The organism is Staphylococcus auricularis (assembly GCF_051172115.1).
GTDB classification, from domain to species: domain Bacteria; phylum Bacillota; class Bacilli; order Staphylococcales; family Staphylococcaceae; genus Staphylococcus; species Staphylococcus auricularis_A.
The window spans coordinates 218,904-244,115 of record NZ_JBPIZN010000003.1 but is presented as its reverse complement, the minus strand read 5'-3'; the positions used below and the strand labels follow the sequence as shown (position 1 = coordinate 244,115).

The window sequence follows — 25,212 nt, the reverse complement described above, 5'->3', positions numbered from 1 at the left end:
ACAAATATGCGATGAGGAGTGAATAGAATGAGTGTTGTCATTTTGATTAGGGGTAATTCAGGTAGCGGAAAAACAACGGTTGCAAAAGAAATCCATCATCTCCTAGGTCCCGTCACTTTATACATATCTCAAGATGTCGTAAGAAGAGAAATGCTTAAAGTCAAAGACAAGCCTAATAATTTGGCGATTGGATTAATAGAACAAATACTGGATTATGGGATGAGGCACTGTGATTTTGTCATTCTCGAAGGTATTTTATCTGAAAATAAGTACGGTGACATGCTAAGAAATACTTTGAAACAAGCGGATAAGGTTTTTGCTTATTATTATGATTTAAGTTTTGAAGAAACGTTGAGAAGACATCAAACAAAAGGAAACACAGATTTTGGAGAAAAAGAAATGCGGTCTTGGTTTACACCTCATGATACTATCGGATTAGAAAACGAAAGCATAGTTGATGATAATATGACAAAAGAGGACATGATTCAACGCATCATGGAAGATCTGAAACTGTATAAACAGAATTAACTTAATTATAATATTAAATGTTGCAACTATTTCCATCAGGGATAGTTGCTTTATTTTTAGAAATTCATGCTTAGAAAAATTTCAATATATAAGAAAGGAGAGGTGAATCGTGAGCAAGACAACGACGTGGTCGGCTATCATTATCATTATATTACTTTTAGATTCCATCATACTTGGACGTAGTGGTATCTCTGATACATTTTTAGCCATACATAACGTACTTTCATTGTTTATACTCGTATGCCTTTATTTTATTAATGGAAAAGATAAGGACAAAGATAAAGAGGATAAGCATAAAAAACGAAATAACTAACGAAATATCGAAATATAAGGATTTCATGTAAATTTAAAACATACCACTCACGAGCTATTAATGTTACTATGAATTAAAATAAGTTTACATTTTCGAGTAGGTGAAGATATGGCATTGATGAAACGATTGCACAGATTTGCGGAATTACAACCGAATCAAGTTGCACTACAATTTGATACATATAGCATAACGTATGGCGAGTTAGCGCAATATATCGACGACTATTGTGATAGATTATCACAAATTCCAAAGCACCAATTCGTCGCAGTTGGTTTTCAACAAACGATGGAGACCATGCTGTATTACCTTGCTTTGCAGGAAAAGGAATGTATTCCATGCGTGTTTGATCATTCATGGCCGTCTTCGCAGGTGAATCAGTTATTGCAGGATGACGGCATTCCTTTCTATATTGATGGTACGCACGAAATTCACAGTTATACACCTACAACTTCGCCCTTAAAATTGATATCACAAGATTTGCTTCATGTCGGTTTTACCTCTGGTACTACAGGGTTTCCTAAGGGTTATTATCGCAATGAAATGGCGTGGATTCGGTCTTATGAACAAAATGAACAATTGTTTAACCAAGAAATCACGATGATTATTGCGCCAGGTCCATTAGCGCATTCTTTGTCGCTATATGCATGTATCTATGCATTGTATACTGGACGTACGTTTTTAGGCCAAGCACATTTTGAACCACAAACCTTGATACATATGATGAATGAAGCAAAACAAAGCGCAGCATTATTTGCAGTACCTACGATGTTGCATGACTGTGTTCATCAATGTCCTCAATCAACAAAATACCTCAAATCAATTTTAAGCTCAGGAGATAAATTGTCTGAGCAGTTAAGACGCCAACTCAGTGAAGCATTTCCAGCAGCTCAATTGATAGAATTTTTCGGGTCTTCAGAAGCCAGTTTCATCAGTTATAACTGCGATAATGAAGCACCAGCAGATTCTGTAGGTCGTTGCTTTCCAAATGTAGAAGTTCAATTAGCAGACAAGGATGACCAAGGTATTGGGAGACTCTTCGTCAAAAGTAACATGACATTTAGTGGTTATATAGATGAGGAAAAACGTACAAACGACTGGATTGAAATCGGTGATTATGCGTCGCTTGATCCAGAGGGTTATTTATACTTACATGGCAGGGCCAATGACAAGATGATTATTGGCGGTAAAAACGTTTATCCGGTAGAAATTGAACGTGTGATTTCTCAATATCCAACGATTGAAGAAGTACTTGTCATCAGTGAAGCACACCCTCGTTTTGGAGAAGTTGCCGTTGCGCTTTATACGGGGAAAGAGACAGTATCGTATGCTGAAATGCGTGATTATTTAGCAGCGCGTCTTTCGCGTTATCAAATCCCTTCAAAATGGAAAAGGGTCAACCAGATGCGCTATACACCAAGTGGTAAGATTGCGAGAGGTCAGATGAAACGTGCATATGAGGAAGGGGAATTAATCTATGAATGAACCTGTGATTGTTGCTGCTAAACGGACTGCTTTTGGGAAGTATGGCGGCACACTTCGACACCTGGAGCCCGAGCAGTTAATGAAACCATTATTTCAGTATTATAGTGACCTTGATCCTAACGTTATGCAAGATATAGACGAAGTCGTGCTAGGTAACGTGATCGGTAATGGCGGGAATATTGCGCGGAAGGCATTGTTAGAAGCGGGGCTAAATGAGCGTATTCCTGGTATAACGCTTGATCAACAATGTGGTTCTGGTCTAGCAGCCATCCAATACGCATGCCGCATGATTCAAGCAGGTGCAGGAAAGATATATCTTGCAGGCGGTGTTGAAAGCAGTAGTCGCGCACCATGGAAGATTAAACGGCCACAATCCGTGTATGAGACGCAGTTACCACAATTTTACGAACGTGCATCATTTGCGCCTGAAGGTCAAGATCCTTCGATGATTGAAGCGGCTGAAAATGTAGCACAACAATTCAATATTAGCCGAGCAATGCAAGATCATTTTACACTGCAAAGCTATGAAAGAACTCAGCGTAATGCCGCAACATCTATTTCCCAGGAAATCTTACCATTAACAGTAAAAGGTCAAATCTTTCAACAGGATGAAAGTGTGAAATCTCAAGTAAATGAACGGTTTTTAAGTCGCTTAAAGCCACTTATCTCGGGTGGAACTGTGACAGCAGGTAATAGCTGTATGAAAAATGACGGAGCTGTACTGCTTTTAGTGATGGAAAAAGAAACCGGAATACGTTTGGGCTATACACAAGGTCTACAATTTATAGATAGTGTAACGTCAGGTGTATCGCCTGAAATTTTAGGTATAGGACCCATCCCTGCTGTAAAAGCAATATTGGAAAGACAATCACTGGATATCGCTGACATCCACTGTGTGGAATTAAATGAAGCATTTGCTTCTCAAGTATTAGCTTGTCAGCAACAATTAGGAATGACTGATGAACAATTAAATCGTTGGGGCGGTGCGCTTGCAACAGGTCACCCCTATGGTGCAAGTGGTGCAGCCTTAGTCACACGGTTGTTTTATATGGATGAACCTGGGTATTCAATCGCAACGATGGGAATTGGAGGTGGCATGGGTGATGCCGTATTATTTAAACGATGGCGTTGAGAAAATACATGTGTCATTTGATGTCGATTTTGTTAAACAGTACTGTGCGTTGATGCAACTGGAGTACAGTGAAACAGATGTGCCACCGCTTTGTTGTGCTAAGTTATGGCCGCAATTTCAAATGTTTCAATCGTTTGTAGGTCAGTCGATTACGTTGAAAAGCACTGAACTACAGCAACGTGAACCACTACATACCAATAAGGACTACTTAGCGACCTTACAATGTATTGAAGTACGACGCATTCGATCTTTTCGGAAATATACATTTCAGTTACATATCACAGATGAACCAAACGAGGTGCTAACCATTACACAAACATTTGTAGAAAGTGTGGGTGAGTGATGAAAATAACAACAACAGAGGTTGAAAATTATTTAGCACTAGTGGAGGATTTGAATCCGATACATGGAACCGTAGTGCCGGGTCAGTACGTGGTACAACGTGTGATGGCACAGTGTGAACTTACTTGGCAGCACTATAGCGTTGATTATAAACAGCCCATTTATTTTAATGATGACTTGCAATACGACGTGATAAAAGATGCTACCGTAAAATTAAGAAATCAAGACAATCAGATCAAATTAGTAATTCAAAGATTGTCATAAAAAAGCGAATGACGATACGATGTATCGCCATTCGCTCTAGGTTTTATAAGGGGTTTGTAATAATGGGACAACACGATGATTCGCAATGCTTCGAGTTGCTCTCCAAGCAAACAAAGGGGACAGACTTTGGCGTATCATCGTGTGTTAGGTTTATCGGTTTTACTAGTGACGTACTGTTCAATGATATAAAGGGACAGGTTATACCATCGAACAGTGGATGTCTAAGACGACATATTTTCAGGAGTAATATACTGTCTTATTCAAAATCTGGAGTGCTTACACATCGGTATTTTACCAATGTTGATAAGCAGATTCATACTCAATGAAGATGAATATGATTGATTTTAGCGTCATCGTAACCTTTCAGGTAGAGAGAATGGTGTAGCTCACACATCATAAAGATGTGTGAAAGATTACTGAAAGTCAATACGATCACGCAATCTATAACAAGCTCAAATTCATATCATCGATCTTGCTGTAGGATGTTTATTGCTTCTCTCTACACTACATATCTTACATCCTTTCCATATGATTGACATGCGTCTATGGTATCAACTTTCTCTAGGACTATCGTTGTAGATTGCTGAATTGCCGATATCAAGCCTAAATGAAGTGAAATAATTTAAGGAAAATGTAGTTAGTGGTTATGATTTGGCAGATGCGTTATTTGAAACCACTGACAACATTAGCCAAGGTTCGATAACCAAGTTAATAGATATATGTGTAATAATTGGAAAGAAAATATTGCGATCTATAAAGATATATAAAAGTGATAACATTAAACCAAGTAATGATGTGGATATGACGATAATTAGTGTTAACTTTAAATCTCCTGCAAGTATACCCCACATTGCATGTACGATTCCGAATACTAAACTTGCAGTAATCACCTGAATTACCACTGAAATGTTCACATAATCTAAAAAGTCCATGATAAGTTTTCTAAAAATAAATTCTTTCATAAAACCCGCAACTATAGCGGCCCAAATACCGATTAGTTTTAAAATTGAAAAACGAGAAACATTGTCCTTTATAAAAGGTACATTATGTAGAGTCATTGTGATATAAAGAACAACAATCATGAGTGTTAAAATCCACCCAAGTGGATTTAATATATTGTGATCTATACCTAATTTATTTGTGATAAAGTCACTTGGATTAGATACTAACCACAGGACAATGAAAAAAGTTAAAAAAGCTGATAAAGAACCTAAAATAATCATTGTTTTGTTTACATCTGATTGGCTATACATACAGATTACCTCCGAAATCACAATCATTGTTGATAATTTTATTTGAAGCAGATTTCCATAGTTGAAAGTAGTTTTAAGTCATTAAATCATTTCATGATAATATGTAATAATACCTTAGAAACGTTACTATAATATAAAATTACATTATACACTGTCACCTTACCATAATTTTAAAAAATTTTGTAAAGTTTTATTGGTATAATAAATTGTTGTTCGGATTTTGGTTAAATGTTAATTAAAAGAGGAGTATATATGAAAATATAAGTGATTATGATAAGACAGGTGCTTAAAGGTCTTCATATCTTAATTGAGGAGCCTAGGAAATAGAGGAAAGGTAAGGAATCTGTGTCCTAGCTTAACAGACATGGATATGAACTGAGCATAAAGGCTTGGAGTGCAGTAAAAAAACGGCTGATGAGCTTACTCATCAACCGCTAATATCGTTCATTTCATTAATGATTAAACTTCTTCAGTTGTCACATCGATGTGTTCGATTCGGTTATGTGCCCCGTGATCGACAGGTCCAACGAATTCATTCATTTTCCAACCGTTTTTAATCGCTGAAGCGACGAATGCTTTCGCAGCGATAACGGCATCTTTTGGTGATTTACCATTTGCTAAATAAGCTGTTGTAGCTGCTGCAAAGGTACAACCTGCACCGTGATTATAGCTTTGTTGGAACATATCTGTTGTTAATTGGGTGAATGTTTCACCATCGTAATATAAATCATAAGATTGTTCTTGATCTAGCGCTTTACCGCCTTTAATAATGACGTGTTGCGCACCTTGATCATGAATGATTTCTGCTGCGTGTTTCATGTCATCGATAGATTTAAGTGTACCTAGACCTGAAAGTTGACCAGCTTCAAATAAATTAGGTGTTACGATTGTTGCTTTAGGTAATAAATATTTAATCATCGCATCTGTATTACCTGGATTAAGGACTTCATCTTCACCTTTACATACCATAACAGGGTCTACAACGAAATAATCGGCACCTGATTCAGTAAATGCTTCACCTGCACGTTTGATCATTTCTTCAGTACCTAGCATACCTGTTTTCACAGCATCTGGACCGATAGAAATCGCAGTTTTAAGTTGTTTTTCAAATACGTCGAACGGAATTGGTGTCACATCGTGTGCCCATGTTTCAGTATCCATAGTGACGATTGAAGTTAACGCCACCATACCGTAACTGTCTAATTCTTGGAATGTTTTCAAGTCAGCTTGCATACCTGCACCTGCACTTGTATCAGAACCGGCAATGGTTAAAATCTTTTTAAGTGCCATAAATCAGTTCACTCCTTAAAATCTTTATTGCTTATATCATACCACGTTTAGCAACAGTTCAAAAAGTCGTGCCTATCAACTTATAAAGCGCTTTTATCAAGTTAGATAGCACACGTCTGAGTCTTTCAGTTTAAAATGTACATTCACTCAAGATGGAGATGATGCATTCAAAAAGATGTCGCAATAACAAACGTATCTCTGCGCACGATGGTTATGTTAAGATATGAAATGAGGTGAAGAAACATGGAATGGTCGGACGTTTTTCATGATATAACAACTAAGCATGATTTCCAGGAAATGCATGATTTTTTAGAAAAAGAATATACGACACAAATCGTTTATCCCGAACGGAAAAATATATATCAAGCCTTTGATTTAACACCTTTTAATGACATCAAAGTCGTCATCTTAGGGCAAGATCCGTATCACGGTCCTAATCAAGCCCATGGTTTAGCATTCTCGGTGCAACCGAATGCGAAATTCCCGCCCTCTTTACGTAATATGTATAAAGAGTTGGAAGATGACCTGGGTTGTAAAAGACAGTCACCCCACTTACAAGACTGGGCTAGAGAAGGTGTGTTATTACTGAATACAGTATTGACCGTGCGTCAAGGTGAAGCCCATTCACATCGTGGTATTGGTTGGGAAACATTTACGGATGAAATTATCGCCACAGTTTCTAGAGAACTGGAGCACGTAGTCTTCATTTTATGGGGAAAACCAGCACAACAAAAAATGAAATTGATCGATACATCCAAACACTATATTATTAAGTCACCACACCCAAGTCCGTTATCGGCAAATCGTGGTTTCTTCGGTTCTAAGCCCTATTCACAGGCTAATGATTATTTAACTTCGAATGGGATATCTCCCATCAACTGGTGTGAAGGAGTGAATCCGCACGATGAATAAAGATAAAATGATTCAATTGATTGAACAGGAACTCGTCCAAGCTGATGAAGCCACATCTTCTGTTGATTTTGAAAAGCACATGTATGCGATTCATGCGTTAACATCACTATATACAGAGGGTGCGGCAAGTCATGATGACAGTCAATCAACTACGTCAAAACCCTCAACGTTTTCAACTCAAAGCCAATCCTCATCTACTTCTCAATCCTCTGCTAAAAATCAAGTGACTGCAGCAGAAATCAAAGCGATGGGCGGTGAGGTACCTGCTTCGATGAAACAAAGAGCGGATCATACGAGCAGTTTACCTTCAAATCAAATGATTACAGATGATGAGATTGGTAACGGCGATTCAATTTTCGATTTTTAATGTAGGTGAAAGAAGGGAAGCAATATGATGAAAGTCTTTATTATATTAGGGGCATTGAATGCGTTAATGTCTGTCGGCACAGGTGCTTTTGGTGCACATGGATTAGAAGGTAAGCTCTCTGAGAAATATATGTCCGTTTGGGAAAAAGCCACAACATATCAAATGTATCACGGTCTTGGTTTGATCTTGATTGGTATCATTAGTGGTGTGACATCCCTCAATTTGAACTGGGCAGGATGGCTCATGTTCTTAGGCATCGTCTTCTTCAGTGGCTCACTTTACGTCTTAGCACTGACACAAATTCGTGTACTCGGTGCCATTACGCCAATCGGAGGCATTTGTTTTATTTTAGGATGGTTATTGTTAGTGATTGCATCTTTTAAATTATAAATAGATTAAAACATTCACCTTCTGGGTATTACAATACTCACGAGGTGAATTTATTTTATGGCTAAAAATAAGGAAACAATAGATAGGGGAGATCTGCAAGCGAATCTGTCCGAAAAGTTTGTATGGGCGATTGCTTACGGCTCTTGTATCGGTTGGGGTTCATTTATTCAGCCGGGTGATTGGATTGCACAATCAGGACCGATCGCATCCATCATCGGGATTACACTTGGCGCCTTACTGATGATTATTATCGGTGTCAGTTACGGTGCGCTCATCGAACGTTTCCCAGTTTCTGGTGGGGCATTCGCATTCAGTTATCTCGGCTTCGGGCGATATGTCAGCTTCTTTTCTTCTTGGTTTTTAACATTTGGTTATATTTGTGTCGCAGCGTTAAATGCCACCGCGTTTAGTTTGTTGATTAAATTCTTAATGCCAAATGTCATTGAAGTAGGTAAGTTATATACGATAGCAGGATGGGACGTCTACATTACTGAAATCGTTATTGCTTCCGTATTATTATTAATATTTATGTACATAGGTATTAGAGGAACAAATGTATCTGGTGCATTACAGTACTATTTCTGTATCGCATTAATCGTTACCGTAGCGCTATTATTCCTCAGTTCGTTTTTCGGTAATAACTTTTCATTAGAGAACTTAGAACCACTCAAAAATGAGAAAAAAGGTTGGTTCGTCTCTATCATCATGATCCTTGCGATCGCACCATGGGCATATGTTGGGTTTGATAATATTCCACAAACTGCTGAGGAATTTAATTTCTCACCTAAGAAAACGTTCAAACTCATTGTTTATAGTCTATTAGCAGCAGCACTTACATATGTTGTCATGTTGCTTTATACAGGATGGTTAAGCTCATCTAATACCAACGTGAATGGTCAGCTCTGGTTAACGGGTTCTGTAACGAAAGAAGCATTTGGCTTTATCGGTCTCGGAATTCTGTCCATCGCGATCATCATGGGTATCTTTACCGGACTAAACGGCTTTATTATGAGTTCAAGTCGGCTCCTCTTCTCAATGGGGCGCTCAGGTATCGTACCGAAAGTCTTTAGTAAAACACATCCAAAATATAAAACACCGTATGTAGCGATCATTTTCTTAGTATCACTCACATTGATTGCTCCTTGGTTAGGACGTACAGCACTTACATGGATTGTCGATATGTCATCTACAGGGGTTTCAATCGCATACTTCGTCACTTGTCTAGCAGCGATGAAATTGTTTAGTTATGACAAAGCAAGTGCGACGTACAGTCCAGTTTATAAAACTTTTGGTATCTTAGGCGCAATCGTGTCATTTATCTTTTTACTCTTATTACTCATACCATTCTCACCAGCCGGTCTATCGTTACCGTCTTACATCGCGCTCGGTGGATGGTTATTACTCGGACTCATCATCTTCGGTTTCCGCTATACGAAAATTAAAGCTATCGATGAGGATCAACTCAGCCGCTTAATTTTAAACCGCAGTGAACAAGAAACAGAAGCTATGATTCACGATGACAAAGCAAATCAGTCTAAAGATAAATAAAATTGAAAACACAGTAAAAGCTACCCGTATGCTTCATTCATATGGGTAGCTTTTTCATGATTATATTATTTAAACAGCTTGTTATCGTGCATGTTTGCGGCGTCGATTCATACTGAGAATATATAATTTTGCGAGTTGGTCAGCAAATAATAGACCAAGAGCAATCGCACCTGCAACGAGTGCTACTTCTAACATCGTATTGATCGCTTCACCAAACTCTAATAAGACTAAGTTTTTCGTCGCATCAAATGCGAGGCCTCCTGGTACGAGTGGAATGATACCAGGAATCATAAATAGAATGACGGGCTCTTTTTTAGTCCGTGCCATCACGTGACTGATCGCACCAAGTGTGAGACTGCCGAAGAAACTTGCGTAAATACTGTGGAATCCTAAACCATTGTAGAGAATGATATAGACCATCCATCCGCATGCACCTACGAAGCCGGATGCAAAGTAGAGACGTTTCGGTCCATCAAATAGCACGCCAAAGAACATGGACACGATATAACTACATATAAAATTGAGTATCCAAAACATAGATGTGCCTCCTTTTTAGACGATGAGTAGTACAGTACCTACACCTGCACCAATGCCAAATGATGTCACGAGTGCCTCTAATGATTTCGTAGTAAACATGAGCATATGTCCAGCGAATAAATCTTGAACTGCATTGGTAATCAACACCCCTGGGACAATCGGCATGACCGAGGCAATGATAATGGCTGATAGTGAGCCGTCCGGGAAGAGGGAATGTCCGAGAATGGCGATTAAACCTATGATGAGTGAACCGATAAATTCTGGGATGAACCCGGCCTGTAATTTACGGCTTAATAATTCTACAACGATGTACCCTACAGCACCTGCAATTAAAGTAGTGAAAATATCGATCAGATGACCTTCTTGTAGATAGAGGAAACTGATTGATATGATGGCAGCCGCAAAAAATTTAGAAACCAAATCGTGCTGTAAGCTGCGTGAATTGAGGATACGATCGAGCTTTTCATACGCTTCCTTTAACGTGATCTCTCCATTAGCTAAGTCTCTACTGACGCTATTGGTACGTGAAATACGTAGTAAATTAGTATCTCGTTTATTAATCCGGAATATTCTTGGATTCGTGTCATTATGAAGCATGAAGTTAATCATGGTATTCGTGATGAAACTTTGGCTTTCACTGTAACCTAAGTTATTAGCAATACGGGTCATCGTGTCTTCTACACGCGAGCCTTCAGCACCTGATTCAAGCAGTATACGGCCAGCTAACACGACGACATCTTTAATGAGCCGTTCTTCATTCGTTTCTTGAGTATATGGATGTGTTGTCATATGATCACCGAATTGTTTAGTTTAGTTAAAATATATCGCTACGACAGAATGATGCTCAACCATCATTTTGATGTAAAGCTTAAATGAACTTCACTCCATCGCTGTATACTTTATCTTGTCTTTTGATTATACCCTAAAATACGTTGATTATGAGTGGAGATAAAATGTTTATCCAATTTACGAATTATTTATATGTTCTTAACAATTTATACAATTGGAGGTAACAAATGTACATTTTTAAGTTGATTTGGTAATTAATATTACATAATATTAGAATTTTGCGTTAAAACTTTCACATTAGAGGGGTCAAAGACGTTTCAATTATTTTAAAATGGTTAAAGTAATAATGTTAACTGTTTTAGATATATTGAGTAGCGACAATATATTACATAGACAGTTAATCAGTTAGCGTTTAGTAGTGAATAAGTTCTCCCAAGGCAAAGGCACTACAAAAAAAGTCGAGGCCGGGACAATCGCGTTTGGGGAGTTGTTCAGAACCGAAAGATGAGGGGGAATTGATCGTTCAATTTCTTCGCATTGTCTCGGTCCTTAGCAAACTTCTGCTTTTGAGATACCGTTGATTGGTTAACTTAAGTATTAACGATCGTTTGTCCCCTCCCCTTGACTGCTAATATATTCGATAATGATAAATTTTATATACCGTCTTTACATACGTATGTAGGGACAAAAATAGGGACTCAAAGTGACGTATCAATCACTCTGAGTCCCTTATTTATATGGATCAATATCTCTAAGAAATTATTCCGCAAAGAATTGATCTAAATCATCTGTTTTTAGGATTGTGCCGACATAGAAGCTACCGAATTCGCCGTAGCGTGCGGTTGTTTCATCAAAGCGCATGTCGTAGACGATTTTTTTGAATTGAAGCGGATCATCTGCGAAGAGTGTCACACCCCATTCGAAATCATCTAAACCAACAGAACTTGTAATAAATTGTTTGATTTTACCAGCGTATTGACGACCAATTTTACCGTGTTCGTACATTAATTTTTGACGATCTTCAAGTGGTAACATGTACCAGTTGTATGTTTCGTTACGGCGTTTATCCATTGGATAGAAACAAATATAGTCAGACTGAGGTAATTCTGGATAAAGACGTGGTTTAATACGTGGGTTTTCATAAGGGTCTTCATCTGATTTACCAGCAAGATAGTTGCCGAGTTCGATGACAGACACAAATGAATAAGTTGGGATTAAGAAATCCATAATACGTAATTTATTCAATTCATTTTCAATTTCGTTTAATTGTTTCATTTCTGGGCGAAGAACCCATAAGAGAATATCTGCTTTTTGGCCTGTAATATTATATAAAGCATGGTCACCAGTGTTATTTTCACGAGCTGACGCATGTTTGGTTAAAAAGGACTGTAATGATTCGATCATTGATTGTCTTTCATCTTCTGGGATGAGGCGTAAACTAGCCCAATCTACTGCGTAAAATAAGTGTAAACTATACCATCCTTCAAGTGTTTCAGGTGCTTGTGGCATATAACTCACTCCTTTTTAAAATTTCATTTCATAAAAAGTTTATCATAAGCACGAGCCTTAAACATCTGTGAACAACTTACAAATTAGTGACATGGAATTTTATAATAAAAAGGCGTATAATAAAACTGTAAAAATACTATATAACAACAATTTTGAGGAGGCTACTATGGCTTTATTAGATGTGTTAGAAGAAAAACTTTCAGGGAAACAAGTGAGAATCGTATTACCAGAAGGTGAAGATGAACGTATTTTAACAGCTGCTACGCAATTACAAGCAACTGATTATGTGACACCTGTACTATTAGGTAATGAAGATGAAGTCAAAGCAACAGCTAAAGAAAAAGGATTAGATATTTCTGACATCGAATTCATCGATCCTTCAACAAGTGAATACAAAGAAGAATTAGTCAATGCATTTGTTGAACGTCGTAAAGGTAAAACGACTGAAGAACAAGCGCAAGAAATGTTAAAAGATGTAAACTACTTCGGTACAATGCTTGTTTACACTGGTAAAGCAGATGGCTTAGTGAGTGGTGCGGTACACTCAACAGGGGACACGGTACGCCCAGCTTTACAAATTATCAAAACAAAAGAAGGTGTCGCTAAAACATCTGGTATCTTCTTTATGATTAAAGACGATAAACAATACATTTTCGGTGATTGTGCGATCAACCCAGTACTAGAAGCACAAGACTTAGCTGAAATCGCGGTTGAAAGTGCGAAATCAGCACAATCATTCGGTATGACACCACGTGTCGCAATGTTAAGCTTCTCAACGAAAGGTTCTGCTAAATCTGATGACGTCGAAAAAGTAGCGAACGCGACACAATTAGCGCAAGAAAAAATCAAAGAACAACAATTAGAAGACGTTGTTGTCGATGGTGAATTCCAATTTGACGCAGCCATCGTACCTGAAGTTGGGTCGAAAAAAGCACCAGACGCTCAAATTCAAGGTGACGCAAATGTCTTTGTTTTCCCAAGTTTAGAAGCGGGTAACATCGGATATAAAATTGCGCAACGCTTAGGCGGATATGACGCAATTGGTCCTGTCTTACAAGGCTTAAACTCTCCAGTGAATGACTTATCACGTGGCTGCTCAACAGAAGACGTTTATAACTTATCAATCATCACAGCTGCGCAAACATTATCATAATGGACTTAACGAGTAAATATTTTAACGGGGTCAATTGGCGTTATGTGGACCACTCATATGGTCTTGAGCCCATTCAATCCTTTGCTTTTGATGACACCTTTTCTGAAAGCGTAGGGAAGGAGTTATCCAGTAACGTCGTCCGAACTTGGATCCATCAACATACGGTGATACTCGGCATGCATGATGCACGTCTGCCTTTCTTGAGCGATGGCATTCGGTATCTCACCGATGAACAAGGGTACAATGCGATCGTACGCAATTCTGGTGGACTCGGGGTGGTACTTGACCAAGGGGTGCTGAATATCTCATTAATCTTCAAAGGGATGAACGAAATCACGATTGATGAAGCGTTTACCGTGATGTATTTGTTAGTCGCGAAAATGTTTGAAGATGAAGATGTAGACATCGATACGTACGAAGTTGAACATTCTTACTGCCCAGGTAAGTTTGACTTGAGTATTAACGGTCGAAAATTTGCTGGTATTTCCCAAAGAAGAGTGAGAGGCGGTATTGCGGTTCAAGTCTATTTATGCGTGGAGGGATCTGGTGAAACACGTGCTGAAATGATGAAAACATTTTACGATAGAGCACTTCAAGGTGTAGAGACTAAGTTCCAATACCCTTCTATTGTGCCTGAAGACATGGCTTCATTAGAAACATTACTTGGACATCAGATCACCGTCCAAGATGTCATGTTCCGCTTATTATACGCCATTAAAAATATGGGTGGACACCTCAATATGGAACCATTAACAGATGTGGAATTGAAAAATTATGAGCGTTACTATGATAAGATGGTTGAGCGTAATACGAAAATCAATGCACAGATGAGCGAAGATGAATAACTTAAAATTAAATGATTGAATGAAAGAGGTCGGGACAAACGTTGCGAACATATGTCATCGAGCTATGAAGCATGTGATGAATCGCATAGATGCTACCTTGAGGTCGTGTCTAGCCATAGCTTAACAGTACGAAAATGTATGAGATGATGTATACTTCAGTGAAGTTGTCCCAACCCTTTTTGTTTTGAATATAAAGAGAGATTTGTAATTATTTTCATTAATGGTTTTGAATCTACGGTTCTAAAGTTATATAATAGTAAAGACTTAGTTATAGTTAGTAGCAGGTAATAATTTGATGGTTTATCATAAAAATATGAACAAAATGTGACTTAAGACGGATGAGTATGATTGGTTTTTGTGAGATAATCAAGCATCATTTTATTTATTGTCTTTTGCCATAGCAGTACTTGGTATGATGCAACACGTTCATCATCGGTGAGGCAACATATCAAGTGTGTTTGACTGTCATAAGCGAAAATAAATTTGGTCGCTTCAATAGATAAATGAAAAGAGAAATTTAAAGAAGGTATTAAAGGTGATTGGAATATGACACAACATGGTTACGGGGAAGCAAACGGGAAGGTGATTTTGATAGGAGAACATGCGGTCACATTTGGTGAACCAGCGATCGCAATTCCTTTTACAACGGGCAAGATTTGTATTTCTATCGATGAACTCCACCCGAATGAACAATCGTATGTGAAGAGTGATGTCTTCACAGGTGTACTTGATGAGGCGCCAGAGCATATCCATGCGGTTGTGACACGTTTTATAGAAAAATACGACATCACTACGCCAATACAAGTAACGATTGATTCTAACTTGCCACCGTCTCGCGGTTTAGGTTCAAGTGCTGCGATGGCGGTCGCTTTTGTCCGTGCAAGTTATGACTATCTAGATCAACCTTTAACTGATGCGGTGCTACTTGAAGAGGCGAATTGGGCTGAACGCATTGCACACGGTAAACCAAGCGGTATTGATACACAAACGATTGTATCTAACAAACCCGTACTGTTTGAACAAGGCAAAGTGACCACACTTAAACCTCTCGCACTAGATGGTTTTATGGTAGTTATTGATACAGGTGTCAGAGGGTCAACGAAACAAGCCGTAGAAGATGTGCATGCATTGTGTGAGGATGATGCTTATCTACAACACATCAGAGCCTTAGGTGAACTCGTAGTTCAAGCGAGAGATGCGATTCAAGAACATGATTTCGCTAAATTAGCTGAGGTATTTAATCAAGGGCAAAGACACTTGAAAACATTAACCGTTAGTCATGAAATGATTGAAATCATACTCAAAGCGAGCCGTGAACAAGGTGCGATTGCGGGTAAATTAACTGGTGGTGGACGCGGTGGCAGTATGATTGTGTTAGCACCGTCTATGGATGCTGCTGAACAAATCTCAGAGAGCGCCAAAGAACTGGGTGCCCATCATATATGGATTGAACAATTAGGAGGTTAGAAAACGTGGTAATGAGCGGGAAAGCGCGTGCGCATACAAATATTGCAATTATAAAATATTGGGGTAAGGCGGATGAAACATATATCATTCCGATGAATAATAGTATTTCAGTGGCTTTAGATCGTTTTTATACTGAAACAAAAGTCACATTCGATGAAAGTTACGACAAAGATACCTTAGTATTGAATGGTGAATCGGTGAATGAAAAGGAATTAAATAAAATTAGCCGATTCATGGATGTAGTCAGAGAATATAGTCAACAACCGTTGTATGCACATATAGAAAGTGAAAATTTCGTTCCTACAGCAGCAGGCTTAGCCTCCTCTGCTAGTGCCTATGCTGCACTTGCTGCTGCTTGTAATCATGCGCTTTCACTACACTTATCAGATAAAGACTTATCACGTTTAGCTCGCCGAGGTTCTGGTTCAGCCTCACGCAGTGTGTTTGGAGGCTTTGTAGAATGGGAAAAAGGACACGACGACAAGACTTCCTTCAGCCATCCAATTGAATCAGATCGCTGGGAAGATGAACTATCTATGGTTATTGTTGTGATTAACGATAAAGCAAAAAGTGTGTCTAGTCGTTCAGGAATGGCGCTGACACGTGAGACATCTCGTTTTTATCAATATTGGTTAGATCACATCGAAGCGGATATCGCCGAAGCCAAAGCAGCGATTAGCGACAAAGATTTTCAACGTTTAGGCGAAGTCATTGAAGCAAATGGCTTACGCATGCATGCCACTAATTTGGGTGCCCAACCTCCGTTCACATATTTAGCACCAGAAAGTTATCAGGCGATGGCGATCGTCCAACATTGTAGAACACTTGGTTATCCTTGTTACTTTACCATGGATGCAGGCGCAAATGTTAAAATACTTGTGCAGAAAGAACACCAACAAGCTGTGGTGTCTGAATTAGCAAAAACATTTAATGACGAACAAATTATCATAAGTGATATTACACGTTCAGGGATTGAAATTATTGGATAAGGAAGAGATAAAATGATTCATGTAAAAGCACCAGGGAAACTTTATATCGCAGGGGAGTATGCGGTGACAGAACCTGGCTACAAGTCAGTGTTGATTGCAGTCGATCGTTTTGTTACAGCGACGATTGAGGATTCGGATGGCGACCACGGTACCATTCATTCTAAAACATTACACCATGAACCGATTGTATTTGAGCGCAGCGAAGATCATCTTGTCGTTTCAGATGTTCACGCAGCGAATCAATTGAAATACGTCATTACAGCGATCGAAATTTTTGAGCAATACATAAGAAGTAACCACATGCCATTAAAGCATTTTAATTTGACAATCGATAGTAATTTAGCTGACGATTCAGGGCAAAAATATGGTTTAGGGTCTAGTGCTGCCGTGCTTGTGTCAGTCATTAAAGCTCTTAATGAGTACTATGAAACGGATTTATCAAACCTCTATATTTATAAATTAGCAGTGATCGCAAACTTGAAATTACAAAGTTTAAGTTCTTGCGGTGATATTGCGGTAAGTGTGTATACCGGGTGGCTTGCATACAGTACGTTTGATCACGAATGGGTGATGCAACAGATTGAAGATACTTCTGTCAATGAAGTGCTGAAAAAGAACTGGCCTGGATTACACATCGAACCACTCCAAGCACCTGAAAATATGGAAGTCCTCATCGGATGGACAGGTTCACCAGCTTCATCCCACCACTTAGTCAGTGAAGTGAAACGATTAAAATCAGATCCAACCTCCTACGGTGGCTTTTTAGAACAGTCCCACGCCTGTGTTGAACAACTGATTCACGCTTTTAAAACGAATCACATTAAAGGTGTCCAAAAAATGATTCGTCAAAACAGAAAAGTCATCCAACAAATGGATCGTGAAGCAACAGTAGACATTGAAACACCTCAGCTTAAAACGTTATGTGATGTTGCTGAGAAATATCATGGCGCAGCTAAAACTTCTGGTGCAGGCGGCGGTGACTGTGGTATTACCATTATTAAAAGTGATGACAATAAAGCACAGATTTATGAAGAGTGGCGTAAAAACAACGTCAAACCTCTCGAATTTAATGTTTATCATGGTCAATAATGTAATCTTTTATCTCGTATTTATCTTGTACTCGATACGCTATGTAGTGATCGAGTCTTTTTTATGGGTATGACAATTTGATTTCAATTTAGCTAAAATGCTTGAAAAAGTTGCGGAAGAGCGTAAAATATTTATCGTTATTTTAAGAGAACAAAGATAAAAAGAAAGGTAAGGTGTCTACAGTGCAGAATAAATTTCAAATATGTGATGACTGCCAAGCAGTGAACTGTAAGTCGTTACAGCGTAGATTAACGAAATTAGATCCAGATGCAACCATTGAAGTAGGATGTCAGTCTTACTGTGGTCCTGGACGCCGTAAGACATTTGCCTTTGTCAATAACCGTCCACTGGCTGCATTGTCAGAAGATGAACTCATGGAAAAAGTTGAAAAACAACTCCAAAAACCACGAGATCCTGAAGAAGAGGAACGATTGAGAAAACGAAATGAAGAACGCAAACGTCGCAAAGAAGAACAAGATCGCAAATTAAAAGAAAAACTTGCGAAACGAAAAGGTAAATAAATCCGCACGGTTCGATCAACCATGACGAAATTTTAGATTTAATAGATGAGACGATTCCTGAGGAAAGAGAATTAGATACGCTTACAAAAAATAAAATGATTATTGGTTTTGCTAACAACTATTTCCCTGAACTGCAATTATTAGCAGATGATATAAAATCTAATATGGCACAATCAATGAGTGATTAACTCATTTCGAGGCTGAGACAAGAACAAATTGTCCCAGTCTTTTTTTAATTTCTTTAAATCATTTCCACATCAGACCCTAAATTTTACAGACACAAATACATGAATGAGTAAATTGTCACATAATAGGGAATGACACAACAAAAAGGGGAAAGGTGATGTGAAGTGATAACAGTACTATATGGTGGTAGTCGTCCAGACGGCAATACAGTTCAATTAACACAAAAAGCATTAGAAGGACATGACTATAATTGGATTGATTTAACCGAGTATCATTTTAATCCTGTTAGAGATTATAGACATAACGATAAAGAAATTCATGACTATACTGAGGATTATAAACCGGTGTTAGATCAAATGTTAGCTAGCGACGTCGTGATATTTGCTTCACCCATTTATTGGTACAGCATTTCTGCATCGCTCAAAGCTTTCATAGATTTATGGTCAGAAACGATGTTAGATCCTGAATACGAAGATTTTAAAGAACGTATGGGACAAATCGAATTTAGATTAATATTAGTAGGTGGGGATTGTCCAAAAGTGAAAGGTAATCCTTGCATTAAACAAATGCAATATACCTTAGCTTATATAGGAGCTGAATTGACGCATTATATTATAGGGACAGCAGAACGCCCTGGTGATATCATGCAAGATAGTTATGCGTTAGAACGCGCAGAAGAATGGCGCCAAGTCTTACCTCAATCATAACGTCGTTCGCACTGATCAAAAGTTTTTTCAACGCTTTTCTCTCCAGCTGTGTGATAAAATAAGTGTAACTTATTCATTTTTTATCAAAACAATGGAAGTATTTTGAATCGCATAAAGTAGCTATAGTATAATAATAGATATCTAATTCGCGCACTGAGCACAAGCACCATGTTCAAAGTGTCGCATCTTTATTAAGGGTATGCGAAACAATAAATCAAACAATTGAAGGGTGAACAATATGCATGAAGTAAGAAAAGCGACACCAAGAGATGTTATTGGGATCAGAGATGTAGCAACTAAAGCTTGGTACAACACATATTTAAATATTTATGCTGCTAAAACGGTCAATGAATTTTTAGCTGCTTCATACGACGAACAACAGTTGTATAAACGTTTGGATGAACAGCTCTTTTTAGTCGTGGAAGATGATGATGACATTATTGGTTTTGCTAATTTCATCAATGGTAAAGAACTCTTTTTAGCGGCACATTATGTCAAACCAAATTATCAATATCATGGCTATGGTAAGGCATTACTCACAGAAGGTTTGTCTTATTTCAAAGGGCAATATGATGCCGTTTATCTCGAAGTCAATCACCAAAATGACGCAGCAGTGCGATTCTACCAACATCAAGGCTTTGAACTCGTCCGTACATATGAACATGTATTATACGGCGAATCACTCCAATTAGCATTATTACGTAAACCATTAAATTAACGCAGTTTAAATGAGAGAAGGAGGCTAATCGTGACGCAGACAGACTATGCTACAGCCAAATTAAAAGAAGAAAAGGTATTTAAAGATCCAATCCATCGTTACATCCACGTTGAAGACCAAGTGATATGGGATTTAATTAAAACAAAAGAATTTCAACGATTGAGACGTATCAAACAACTTGGTACGCTGTATTTAGCATTTCACACCGCAGAGCATAGTCGCTTTGGGCATTCATTAGGTGTGTATGAAATTGTGCGACGTATGATTGACGAATCTTTTAATGGGCGACCCGCATGGAACAATGACGATCGTCCACTTGCCTTATGTGCTGCGTTACTTCACGATTTAGGTCACGGGCCGTTCTCTCATAGCTTTGAAAATATATTTAATACAGATCACGAAGCTTTCACCCAAGCGATTATTACAGGTGATACAGAAGTGAATGAGGTGCTACAACGGGTGGCACCAAACTTTCCACAACAGGTGGCTGATGTGATTAATAAGACCCATGACAATAAATTAGTCATCTCCATGATATCTTCACAAATTGATGCCGATCGAATGGATTATTTACAACGAGATGCTTACTTTACAGGTGTGAGCTATGGTCAATTCGATATGGAACGCATATTGAGATTGATGCGACCTTCTGAAAATGAAGTGCTGATTAAAGATAGCGGGATGCACGCGGTAGAGAGCTTTATTATGAGCCGTTATCAAATGTATTGGCAAATTTATTTTCACCCAGTGAGCCGCGGAGGTGAAGTGTTATTAAGCAATTGTTTACACCGCGCGAAACAACTTTATTTAGAAGGATACGAATTTAAACGTTATCCTACTGATTTTGTCCCGTTTTTTGAAGAGGATATATCGATTGAGCAATACATAGAGTTAGATGAGGCTGTTGTATTATTTTACTTAAAAGAATGGATTCATGAAGATGATGGTATTCTCAGTGATTTATCGCAACGATTTATTAACCGTGACTTGTTTAAATATTTACCTTTCGATGGTTCAATTATTACGATTTCAGAGCTCACAGATTTATTTGTTCAAGCTGGCATTGATCCGAACTATTATTTCGTCAGTGAATCATTCTCAGATTTACCGTATGATTACGATCGACCAGGCTCTAATCGTCAGCCGATTCACTTGTTGAGACGAAACGGCTCTATTCGAGAAATAAGTAGTCAGTCACTCGTCATTTCAAGTATCACTGGTATTAATCGCCAAGACTATAAATTGTATTATCCTAAGGAATTGATTGCGGACATTGAAGATGATCAAATTAGAAATGCAATCGTTGGGATACTCAACGAATTGAATTAACTTGTATCAGAGGAGAGGTGTATCAAGTGGCAGAGAATAAAGGATTTAAGTTTAATATTATAAAAAATAATCCCCTAGACGGACATAAAGGGACAAATATCGGTTCTATCAGTTTAGATAATGTGGCCCCTGTCTTTATCGATATTTTAAATGAAGATGTCTTTGTTGATATCGGTGGGATGCATGCACGCTCTGAAGTAGAAAAAGGCGTCAAATGGATCACGGATAAAGAAGCGGTTGAAGGCGATGAAGCGAAACCATACTGGTTGTGTTGGGTAACGACCGAACGTGGTGAACAAGGGCCATACTATGCTGGACTGACCGCATGTTACTTACTTGTGAATAAAAGTATTCGACGTGGATATAAAAGCATGCCTGAACACGTTAATATGATGGATAAATCGATGAAACATCGTTTTATCATTGATCACATTGGCGAAGATAACAAAGCGTTATTGAAAGATTTCTTAAAAAATCACAGTCCTGAGATGTGGAATAATTCAAGTGACGAATTGCATCAGCTTTTTGAAGCGTAAAATCTCTGTCTTAAAATTGTTCAGCCCCTTAAATAATTTGATATAGAGACCGAGACACACGAAGCTGTAACAGACTTTAATCACTAGATCCCTACTGTGATGCGTTAAAGAAATATGGTATAATAAAATGTATTATTTTAAAAGATAAGGGTGTATTTGACTTGGAAAATAATGTCCAGCTTCAAATTAAGCAAACGGTAAAGCAATTTGATGATAAACAGAAGTTTATGAACCGTACGGAAGGTGTATGGCAACAACGCGAGGCTGAATTCATTCGATATCAAGAACAAGTCGAAGAAGCACATGTGAATGTCACTGTGAAGATTGAATCTAGTGGTGTGAAAATCATCCGCAAAGGTGACATCAATATGAAATTACATTTTGTAGAAGGCGAAGATACGGTGACGTTATACGAATTAAGTGGTGCGAAGATTCCGTTGACCGTGCGCACGCGTTCAATTAAACACTTTGTCGAAGCTGACGGTGGTAAATTGAAAGTCCACTACGATTTGTTACAAGCAGAGGAAAAGATGGGGACCTATCAATATGAAATAAATTATAAGGAGATTGAGTAGATGAATATAATAGATCAAGTCAAAGAAACGCTAGTTGAAGAAATTAAAGCGAGCATCCAACAAGCTCAATTGGCTGAAGATATTCCAGAAATTAAAATAGAGACTCCTAAAGATAGCAGTCATGGTGATTTTTCTACCAATATTGCGATGGTACTTACTAAAATAGCGAAACGTAATCCACGTGAAATTGCGCAAGCGATTGTAGACCACCTTGATGCGTCTAAAGCACACGTGAAACAGGTGGATATTGCTGGACCGGGATTTATTAACTTTTATTTAGATAATAGTTATCTCACAGATATCATTCCAGAAGCGATAGAAAAAGGTGATCAATTCGGTCGTGTCGCTGAACGTAATGGTCAAAAAATCTTGCTTGAATACGTATCAGCAAACCCTACAGGCGACTTACATATCGGCCATGCGCGTAACGCTGCTGTCGGTGATACATTAGCGAACGTGCTTGATGCAGCAGGATATGATGTCACAAGAGAATACTACGTCAACGATGCAGGGAACCAAATTACGAAACTTGCGCATTCTATTGAGGCACGTTATTTTGAAGCACTAGGCGATAGCTCTCATCCAATGCCTGAAGATGGTTATCATGGTAAAGATATCATCGCCATCGGTAAAGATTTAGCCGAACGTCAACCAGAACTTCGCGAGTTACCAGATGATGAACGTCTCAAAACGTTTAGACAACTTGGCGTAGATTACGAAATGGAAAAACTGAAAACAGATTTAGACGACTTTAACACGCATTTTGATAACTGGTTTAGTGAAACATCTCTCTATGAAAATGGAAACATTGATGCTGCACTGAGCAAGATGAAAGACCTTGGCTACATCTATGAAGCGGACGGCGCAACATGGCTACGTACGACAGATTTTGATGACGATAAAGATCGTGTACTCATTAAAAAAGATGGCACTTATACGTATTTCTTACCAGATATTGCATACCATTATGACAAAATTCAACGCGGTAACGATATCTTAATCGACCTATTTGGTGCAGATCACCACGGATATATTAATCGTATTAAAGCATCCGTTCAAACATTCGGTGTGGATAGCGACCGCCTTGAAATTCAAATCATGCAACTTGTACGTCTCATGAAAAATGGCGAAGAAGTGAAAATGAGTAAACGTACAGGTAATGCGATTACTTTACGCGAAATCATGGATGAAGTAGGTAGAGATGCTGCTCGCTATTTCTTAACAATGCGTAGTGCAGACACACACTTTGACTTCGATCTTGAACTGGCAAAACAACAATCTCAAGATAACCCGTTATACTATGCACAATATGCACACGCACGTATTTGTTCTATTTTAAAACAAGCGAAAGAAAAAGGAATCTCATACGATAAAGATGCTGATTTGTCACTGATTCAAAATGATAAAGCAATTGAATTATTGAAAAAAGTAGCAGAATTCGAACCGACGATTGAAAGTGCTGCAAAACATCGCGCACCACATCGTATCACGAATTATATCCAAGATTTAGCAGCGCACTTCCACAGATTCTATAATGCTGAAAAAGTTATTACAGATGATGAGGCTAAAACAAAAGCACTCATTGGACTGATTGAAGCAGTTAGAATCACATTGCATAACGCATTAAATATGGTAGGAGTTGCAGCTCCAGAATCTATGTAAATGATAATGAAAAACAATGATGAGCAACGGTGCTGATTCAGTGATCGTTGCTCATTTTATATGCGGACAAGATACTAATACGTTAAATGAGAGGGAAGCAGAATGTTATCGACTGAAGCATTATATCAAACCTTAAAACAGCATATGGGACCTCAAGGTTGGTGGCCAGCATCTACGAAGATAGAAGTGATATTAGGAGCTATTTTAGTACAAAATACGAATTGGCGTAATGCCGAACTCGCTCTCAATGCGTTGAAAGCAGAGACATATTTAGATCCTGATGCGATATGTGAATTAGATGAAGCACAATTACAGCAGTTAGTGAGATCGAGCGGTTTCTATAAGAACAAAGCAAAAAGTATTCACGCCGTTTTAACATGGCTGCAGTCTTATCATTATGACTATGAAGCGATATCTGAAACGTATGGTGATTCACTACGCAATGCCTTACTTAAACTCAGAGGTGTAGGTGATGAAACTGCAGATGTATTACTTGTTTACATTTTCGACCGTGTTGAATTCATCCCAGATAGTTATACGCGCCGCATTTTCGCAAAGCTTGGCTATCCGCAGACTGAAAGCTATAAAAAATTTAAGCAATATATAACGTTGCCGGCGGATTTTACAGCGCAAGATGCCAATGAATTTCATGCATTGCTAGATAATTTCGGTAAAAATTATTTCAATGGCAATGAGACGGAACGGTATACTTTTCTAGATCCGTATTTTGAAAAATAAGCTACATCTATAACCTGGGAAATATCTTAAGGAGATGGCGT

General features: G+C 38.3%; 28 protein-coding genes and 1 pseudogene. 24 read left to right on the top strand and 5 right to left on the bottom strand.

The features are described 5' to 3' along the window. Window positions 1-27: 27 nt before the first annotated feature. The 6 genes from ACSBRB_RS07615 (at window position 28) to ACSBRB_RS07590 (ending at window position 4,061) form a co-directional block, all read left to right on the top strand. Complete coding sequence (locus ACSBRB_RS07615) at window positions 28-528, top strand: kinase (RefSeq protein WP_435032305.1); 501 nt, start codon at window positions 28-30, stop codon at window positions 526-528. Window positions 529-637: 109 nt separating this feature from the next. Beyond that, entirely contained in the window at window positions 638-841 is a 204-nt protein-coding gene (locus tag ACSBRB_RS07610) for a hypothetical protein (RefSeq protein WP_435032304.1), read from the top strand. A 108-nt stretch (window positions 842-949) separates the two neighbouring features. Further along, window positions 950-2,323: an AMP-binding protein gene (locus ACSBRB_RS07605; protein WP_435032302.1), complete on the top strand. Its 1,374-nt coding sequence runs from the start codon at window positions 950-952 to the stop codon at window positions 2,321-2,323. Continuing rightward, window positions 2,316-3,455: a thiolase family protein gene (locus ACSBRB_RS07600; protein ID WP_435032301.1), complete on the top strand. Its 1,140-nt coding sequence runs from the start codon at window positions 2,316-2,318 to the stop codon at window positions 3,453-3,455. Before ACSBRB_RS07605 ends, ACSBRB_RS07600 begins: the two co-directional genes overlap by 8 nt. Further along, entirely contained in the window at window positions 3,427-3,798 is a 372-nt protein-coding gene (locus ACSBRB_RS07595) for a hypothetical protein (protein ID WP_435032300.1), read from the top strand. Before ACSBRB_RS07600 ends, ACSBRB_RS07595 begins: the two co-directional genes overlap by 29 nt. Further along, window positions 3,798-4,061 (top strand): hypothetical protein, encoded by a 264-nt coding sequence (locus ACSBRB_RS07590; RefSeq protein WP_435032299.1) that lies wholly within the window; start codon window positions 3,798-3,800, stop codon window positions 4,059-4,061. Before ACSBRB_RS07595 ends, ACSBRB_RS07590 begins: the two co-directional genes overlap by 1 nt. A gap of 644 nt (window positions 4,062-4,705) precedes the next feature. Here ACSBRB_RS07590 and ACSBRB_RS07585 read toward each other — a convergent pair. Both ACSBRB_RS07585 and thiD read right to left on the bottom strand, forming a co-directional pair. Then, on the bottom strand, window positions 4,706-5,314 hold the full coding sequence (locus ACSBRB_RS07585; RefSeq protein WP_435032298.1) for a CPBP family glutamic-type intramembrane protease: 609 nt from the start codon (window positions 5,312-5,314) through the stop codon (window positions 4,706-4,708). A 459-nt stretch (window positions 5,315-5,773) separates the two neighbouring features. Continuing rightward, on the bottom strand, window positions 5,774-6,604 hold the full coding sequence (gene thiD, locus ACSBRB_RS07580) for a bifunctional hydroxymethylpyrimidine kinase/phosphomethylpyrimidine kinase (protein WP_435032297.1): 831 nt from the start codon (window positions 6,602-6,604) through the stop codon (window positions 5,774-5,776). A gap of 243 nt (window positions 6,605-6,847) precedes the next feature. Here thiD and ACSBRB_RS07575 point away from each other — a divergent pair, with 243 nt between their 5' ends. The 4 genes from ACSBRB_RS07575 to ACSBRB_RS07560 are packed head-to-tail and all read left to right on the top strand — an operon-like array spanning window position 6,848 to window position 9,821. Further along, the gene (locus ACSBRB_RS07575) at window positions 6,848-7,516 is read left to right on the top strand and encodes a uracil-DNA glycosylase (protein ID WP_435032295.1); all 669 of its coding nucleotides are present in this window, start codon (window positions 6,848-6,850) and stop codon (window positions 7,514-7,516) included. Then, on the top strand, window positions 7,509-7,883 hold the full coding sequence (locus ACSBRB_RS07570; RefSeq protein WP_435032294.1) for a DUF5327 family protein: 375 nt from the start codon (window positions 7,509-7,511) through the stop codon (window positions 7,881-7,883). The genes ACSBRB_RS07575 and ACSBRB_RS07570 overlap by 8 nt, the downstream gene beginning before the upstream one ends. 27 nt (window positions 7,884-7,910) lie before the next feature. Next, entirely contained in the window at window positions 7,911-8,273 is a 363-nt protein-coding gene (locus ACSBRB_RS07565) for a DUF423 domain-containing protein (RefSeq protein ID WP_435032352.1), read from the top strand. 57 nt (window positions 8,274-8,330) lie between these two features. Further along, entirely contained in the window at window positions 8,331-9,821 is a 1,491-nt protein-coding gene (locus ACSBRB_RS07560) for an APC family permease (protein ID WP_435032292.1), read from the top strand. 81 nt (window positions 9,822-9,902) lie between these two features. On the opposite strand, the gene ACSBRB_RS07555 is transcribed toward ACSBRB_RS07560, so the two are convergent. From ACSBRB_RS07555 to hemQ, 3 genes are all read right to left on the bottom strand, one after another. Then, window positions 9,903-10,358, bottom strand: coding sequence for a threonine/serine exporter family protein (locus ACSBRB_RS07555; RefSeq protein ID WP_059107397.1), 456 nt, complete (start codon window positions 10,356-10,358; stop codon window positions 9,903-9,905). A 15-nt stretch (window positions 10,359-10,373) separates the two neighbouring features. Then, on the bottom strand, window positions 10,374-11,147 hold the full coding sequence (locus tag ACSBRB_RS07550; RefSeq protein ID WP_435032291.1) for a threonine/serine exporter family protein: 774 nt from the start codon (window positions 11,145-11,147) through the stop codon (window positions 10,374-10,376). Between the two features lie 759 nt (window positions 11,148-11,906). Beyond that, entirely contained in the window at window positions 11,907-12,656 is a 750-nt protein-coding gene (gene hemQ, locus ACSBRB_RS07545; protein WP_107392799.1) for a hydrogen peroxide-dependent heme synthase, read from the bottom strand. Window positions 12,657-12,822: 166 nt separating this feature from the next. Between hemQ and pta the strand changes: the two genes are divergently transcribed. The 14 genes and pseudogenes from pta to ACSBRB_RS07475 all read left to right on the top strand — a co-directional run bounded on the left by pta (window position 12,823) and on the right by ACSBRB_RS07475 (window position 25,171). Then, window positions 12,823-13,809 carry a phosphate acetyltransferase gene (pta, locus tag ACSBRB_RS07540; protein ID WP_435032290.1) on the top strand — a complete coding sequence of 329 codons (987 nt, stop codon included), beginning with the start codon at window positions 12,823-12,825 and terminating at the stop codon, window positions 13,807-13,809. Continuing rightward, window positions 13,809-14,654 (top strand): lipoate--protein ligase family protein, encoded by an 846-nt coding sequence (locus ACSBRB_RS07535; RefSeq protein WP_435032288.1) that lies wholly within the window; start codon window positions 13,809-13,811, stop codon window positions 14,652-14,654. Before pta ends, ACSBRB_RS07535 begins: the two co-directional genes overlap by 1 nt. Before the next feature lie 546 nt (window positions 14,655-15,200). Beyond that, entirely contained in the window at window positions 15,201-16,121 is a 921-nt protein-coding gene (gene mvk, locus ACSBRB_RS07530; RefSeq protein ID WP_435032286.1) for a mevalonate kinase, read from the top strand. Window positions 16,122-16,126: 5 nt separating this feature from the next. Next, window positions 16,127-17,110, top strand: coding sequence for a diphosphomevalonate decarboxylase (gene mvaD, locus ACSBRB_RS07525; protein ID WP_435032285.1), 984 nt, complete (start codon window positions 16,127-16,129; stop codon window positions 17,108-17,110). Window positions 17,111-17,122: 12 nt separating this feature from the next. Further along, window positions 17,123-18,199: a phosphomevalonate kinase gene (locus ACSBRB_RS07520; RefSeq protein ID WP_435032284.1), complete on the top strand. Its 1,077-nt coding sequence runs from the start codon at window positions 17,123-17,125 to the stop codon at window positions 18,197-18,199. Between the two features lie 182 nt (window positions 18,200-18,381). Beyond that, complete coding sequence (locus ACSBRB_RS07515) at window positions 18,382-18,720, top strand: YuzB family protein (RefSeq protein ID WP_435032283.1); 339 nt, start codon at window positions 18,382-18,384, stop codon at window positions 18,718-18,720. Between the two features lie 11 nt (window positions 18,721-18,731). After that, window positions 18,732-18,908 (top strand): annotated as a pseudogene (locus ACSBRB_RS07510) (hypothetical protein); the annotation flags it as partial. 162 nt (window positions 18,909-19,070) lie between these two features. Continuing rightward, window positions 19,071-19,613: a flavodoxin family protein gene (locus ACSBRB_RS07505; protein ID WP_435032282.1), complete on the top strand. Its 543-nt coding sequence runs from the start codon at window positions 19,071-19,073 to the stop codon at window positions 19,611-19,613. Between the two features lie 238 nt (window positions 19,614-19,851). Then, window positions 19,852-20,331, top strand: coding sequence for a GNAT family N-acetyltransferase (locus ACSBRB_RS07500; protein WP_435032281.1), 480 nt, complete (start codon window positions 19,852-19,854; stop codon window positions 20,329-20,331). A 30-nt stretch (window positions 20,332-20,361) separates the two neighbouring features. Continuing rightward, window positions 20,362-21,660 (top strand): HD domain-containing protein, encoded by a 1,299-nt coding sequence (locus ACSBRB_RS07495; protein WP_435032280.1) that lies wholly within the window; start codon window positions 20,362-20,364, stop codon window positions 21,658-21,660. A gap of 26 nt (window positions 21,661-21,686) precedes the next feature. Continuing rightward, a complete protein-coding gene (locus tag ACSBRB_RS07490; RefSeq protein WP_435032279.1) occupies window positions 21,687-22,196 on the top strand; it encodes a YwhD family protein in 510 nt (169 codons plus the stop codon). Between the two features lie 161 nt (window positions 22,197-22,357). Next, window positions 22,358-22,771, top strand: coding sequence for a YwiB family protein (locus ACSBRB_RS07485; protein ID WP_059107410.1), 414 nt, complete (start codon window positions 22,358-22,360; stop codon window positions 22,769-22,771). Then, the gene (gene argS, locus ACSBRB_RS07480; protein WP_435032278.1) at window positions 22,772-24,433 is read left to right on the top strand and encodes an arginine--tRNA ligase; all 1,662 of its coding nucleotides are present in this window, start codon (window positions 22,772-22,774) and stop codon (window positions 24,431-24,433) included. A 102-nt stretch (window positions 24,434-24,535) separates the two neighbouring features. Further along, window positions 24,536-25,171 carry an endonuclease III domain-containing protein gene (locus tag ACSBRB_RS07475; protein WP_435032276.1) on the top strand — a complete coding sequence of 212 codons (636 nt, stop codon included), beginning with the start codon at window positions 24,536-24,538 and terminating at the stop codon, window positions 25,169-25,171. Window positions 25,172-25,212 lie beyond the last annotated feature (41 nt).

Bases quoted from the DNA above. Each gene is read 5' to 3' on its own strand.
- ACSBRB_RS07615 (WP_435032305.1), top strand. From the start codon at position 28: ATGAGTGTTGTCATTTTGATTAGGGGTAATTCAGGTAGCGGAAAAACA.
- ACSBRB_RS07605 (WP_435032302.1), top strand. From the start codon at position 950: ATGGCATTGATGAAACGATTGCACAGATTTGCGGAATTACAACCGAAT.
- ACSBRB_RS07600 (WP_435032301.1), top strand. From the start codon at position 2,316: ATGAATGAACCTGTGATTGTTGCTGCTAAACGGACTGCTTTTGGGAAG.
- ACSBRB_RS07595 (WP_435032300.1), top strand. From the start codon at position 3,427: ATGCCGTATTATTTAAACGATGGCGTTGAGAAAATACATGTGTCATTT.
- ACSBRB_RS07590 (WP_435032299.1), top strand. From the start codon at position 3,798: ATGAAAATAACAACAACAGAGGTTGAAAATTATTTAGCACTAGTGGAG.
- ACSBRB_RS07585 (WP_435032298.1), bottom strand. From the start codon at position 5,314: ATGTATAGCCAATCAGATGTAAACAAAACAATGATTATTTTAGGTTCT.
- thiD (WP_435032297.1), bottom strand. From the start codon at position 6,604: ATGGCACTTAAAAAGATTTTAACCATTGCCGGTTCTGATACAAGTGCA.
- ACSBRB_RS07575 (WP_435032295.1), top strand. From the start codon at position 6,848: ATGGAATGGTCGGACGTTTTTCATGATATAACAACTAAGCATGATTTC.
- ACSBRB_RS07570 (WP_435032294.1), top strand. From the start codon at position 7,509: ATGAATAAAGATAAAATGATTCAATTGATTGAACAGGAACTCGTCCAA.
- ACSBRB_RS07565 (WP_435032352.1), top strand. From the start codon at position 7,911: ATGAAAGTCTTTATTATATTAGGGGCATTGAATGCGTTAATGTCTGTC.
- ACSBRB_RS07560 (WP_435032292.1), top strand. From the start codon at position 8,331: ATGGCTAAAAATAAGGAAACAATAGATAGGGGAGATCTGCAAGCGAAT.
- ACSBRB_RS07555 (WP_059107397.1), bottom strand. From the start codon at position 10,358: ATGTTTTGGATACTCAATTTTATATGTAGTTATATCGTGTCCATGTTC.
- ACSBRB_RS07550 (WP_435032291.1), bottom strand. From the start codon at position 11,147: ATGACAACACATCCATATACTCAAGAAACGAATGAAGAACGGCTCATT.
- hemQ (WP_107392799.1), bottom strand. From the start codon at position 12,656: ATGCCACAAGCACCTGAAACACTTGAAGGATGGTATAGTTTACACTTA.
- pta (WP_435032290.1), top strand. From the start codon at position 12,823: ATGGCTTTATTAGATGTGTTAGAAGAAAAACTTTCAGGGAAACAAGTG.
- ACSBRB_RS07535 (WP_435032288.1), top strand. From the start codon at position 13,809: ATGGACTTAACGAGTAAATATTTTAACGGGGTCAATTGGCGTTATGTG.
- mvk (WP_435032286.1), top strand. From the start codon at position 15,201: ATGACACAACATGGTTACGGGGAAGCAAACGGGAAGGTGATTTTGATA.
- ACSBRB_RS07520 (WP_435032284.1), top strand. From the start codon at position 17,123: ATGATTCATGTAAAAGCACCAGGGAAACTTTATATCGCAGGGGAGTAT.
- ACSBRB_RS07500 (WP_435032281.1), top strand. From the start codon at position 19,852: ATGCATGAAGTAAGAAAAGCGACACCAAGAGATGTTATTGGGATCAGA.
- argS (WP_435032278.1), top strand. From the start codon at position 22,772: ATGAATATAATAGATCAAGTCAAAGAAACGCTAGTTGAAGAAATTAAA.
- ACSBRB_RS07475 (WP_435032276.1), top strand. From the start codon at position 24,536: ATGTTATCGACTGAAGCATTATATCAAACCTTAAAACAGCATATGGGA.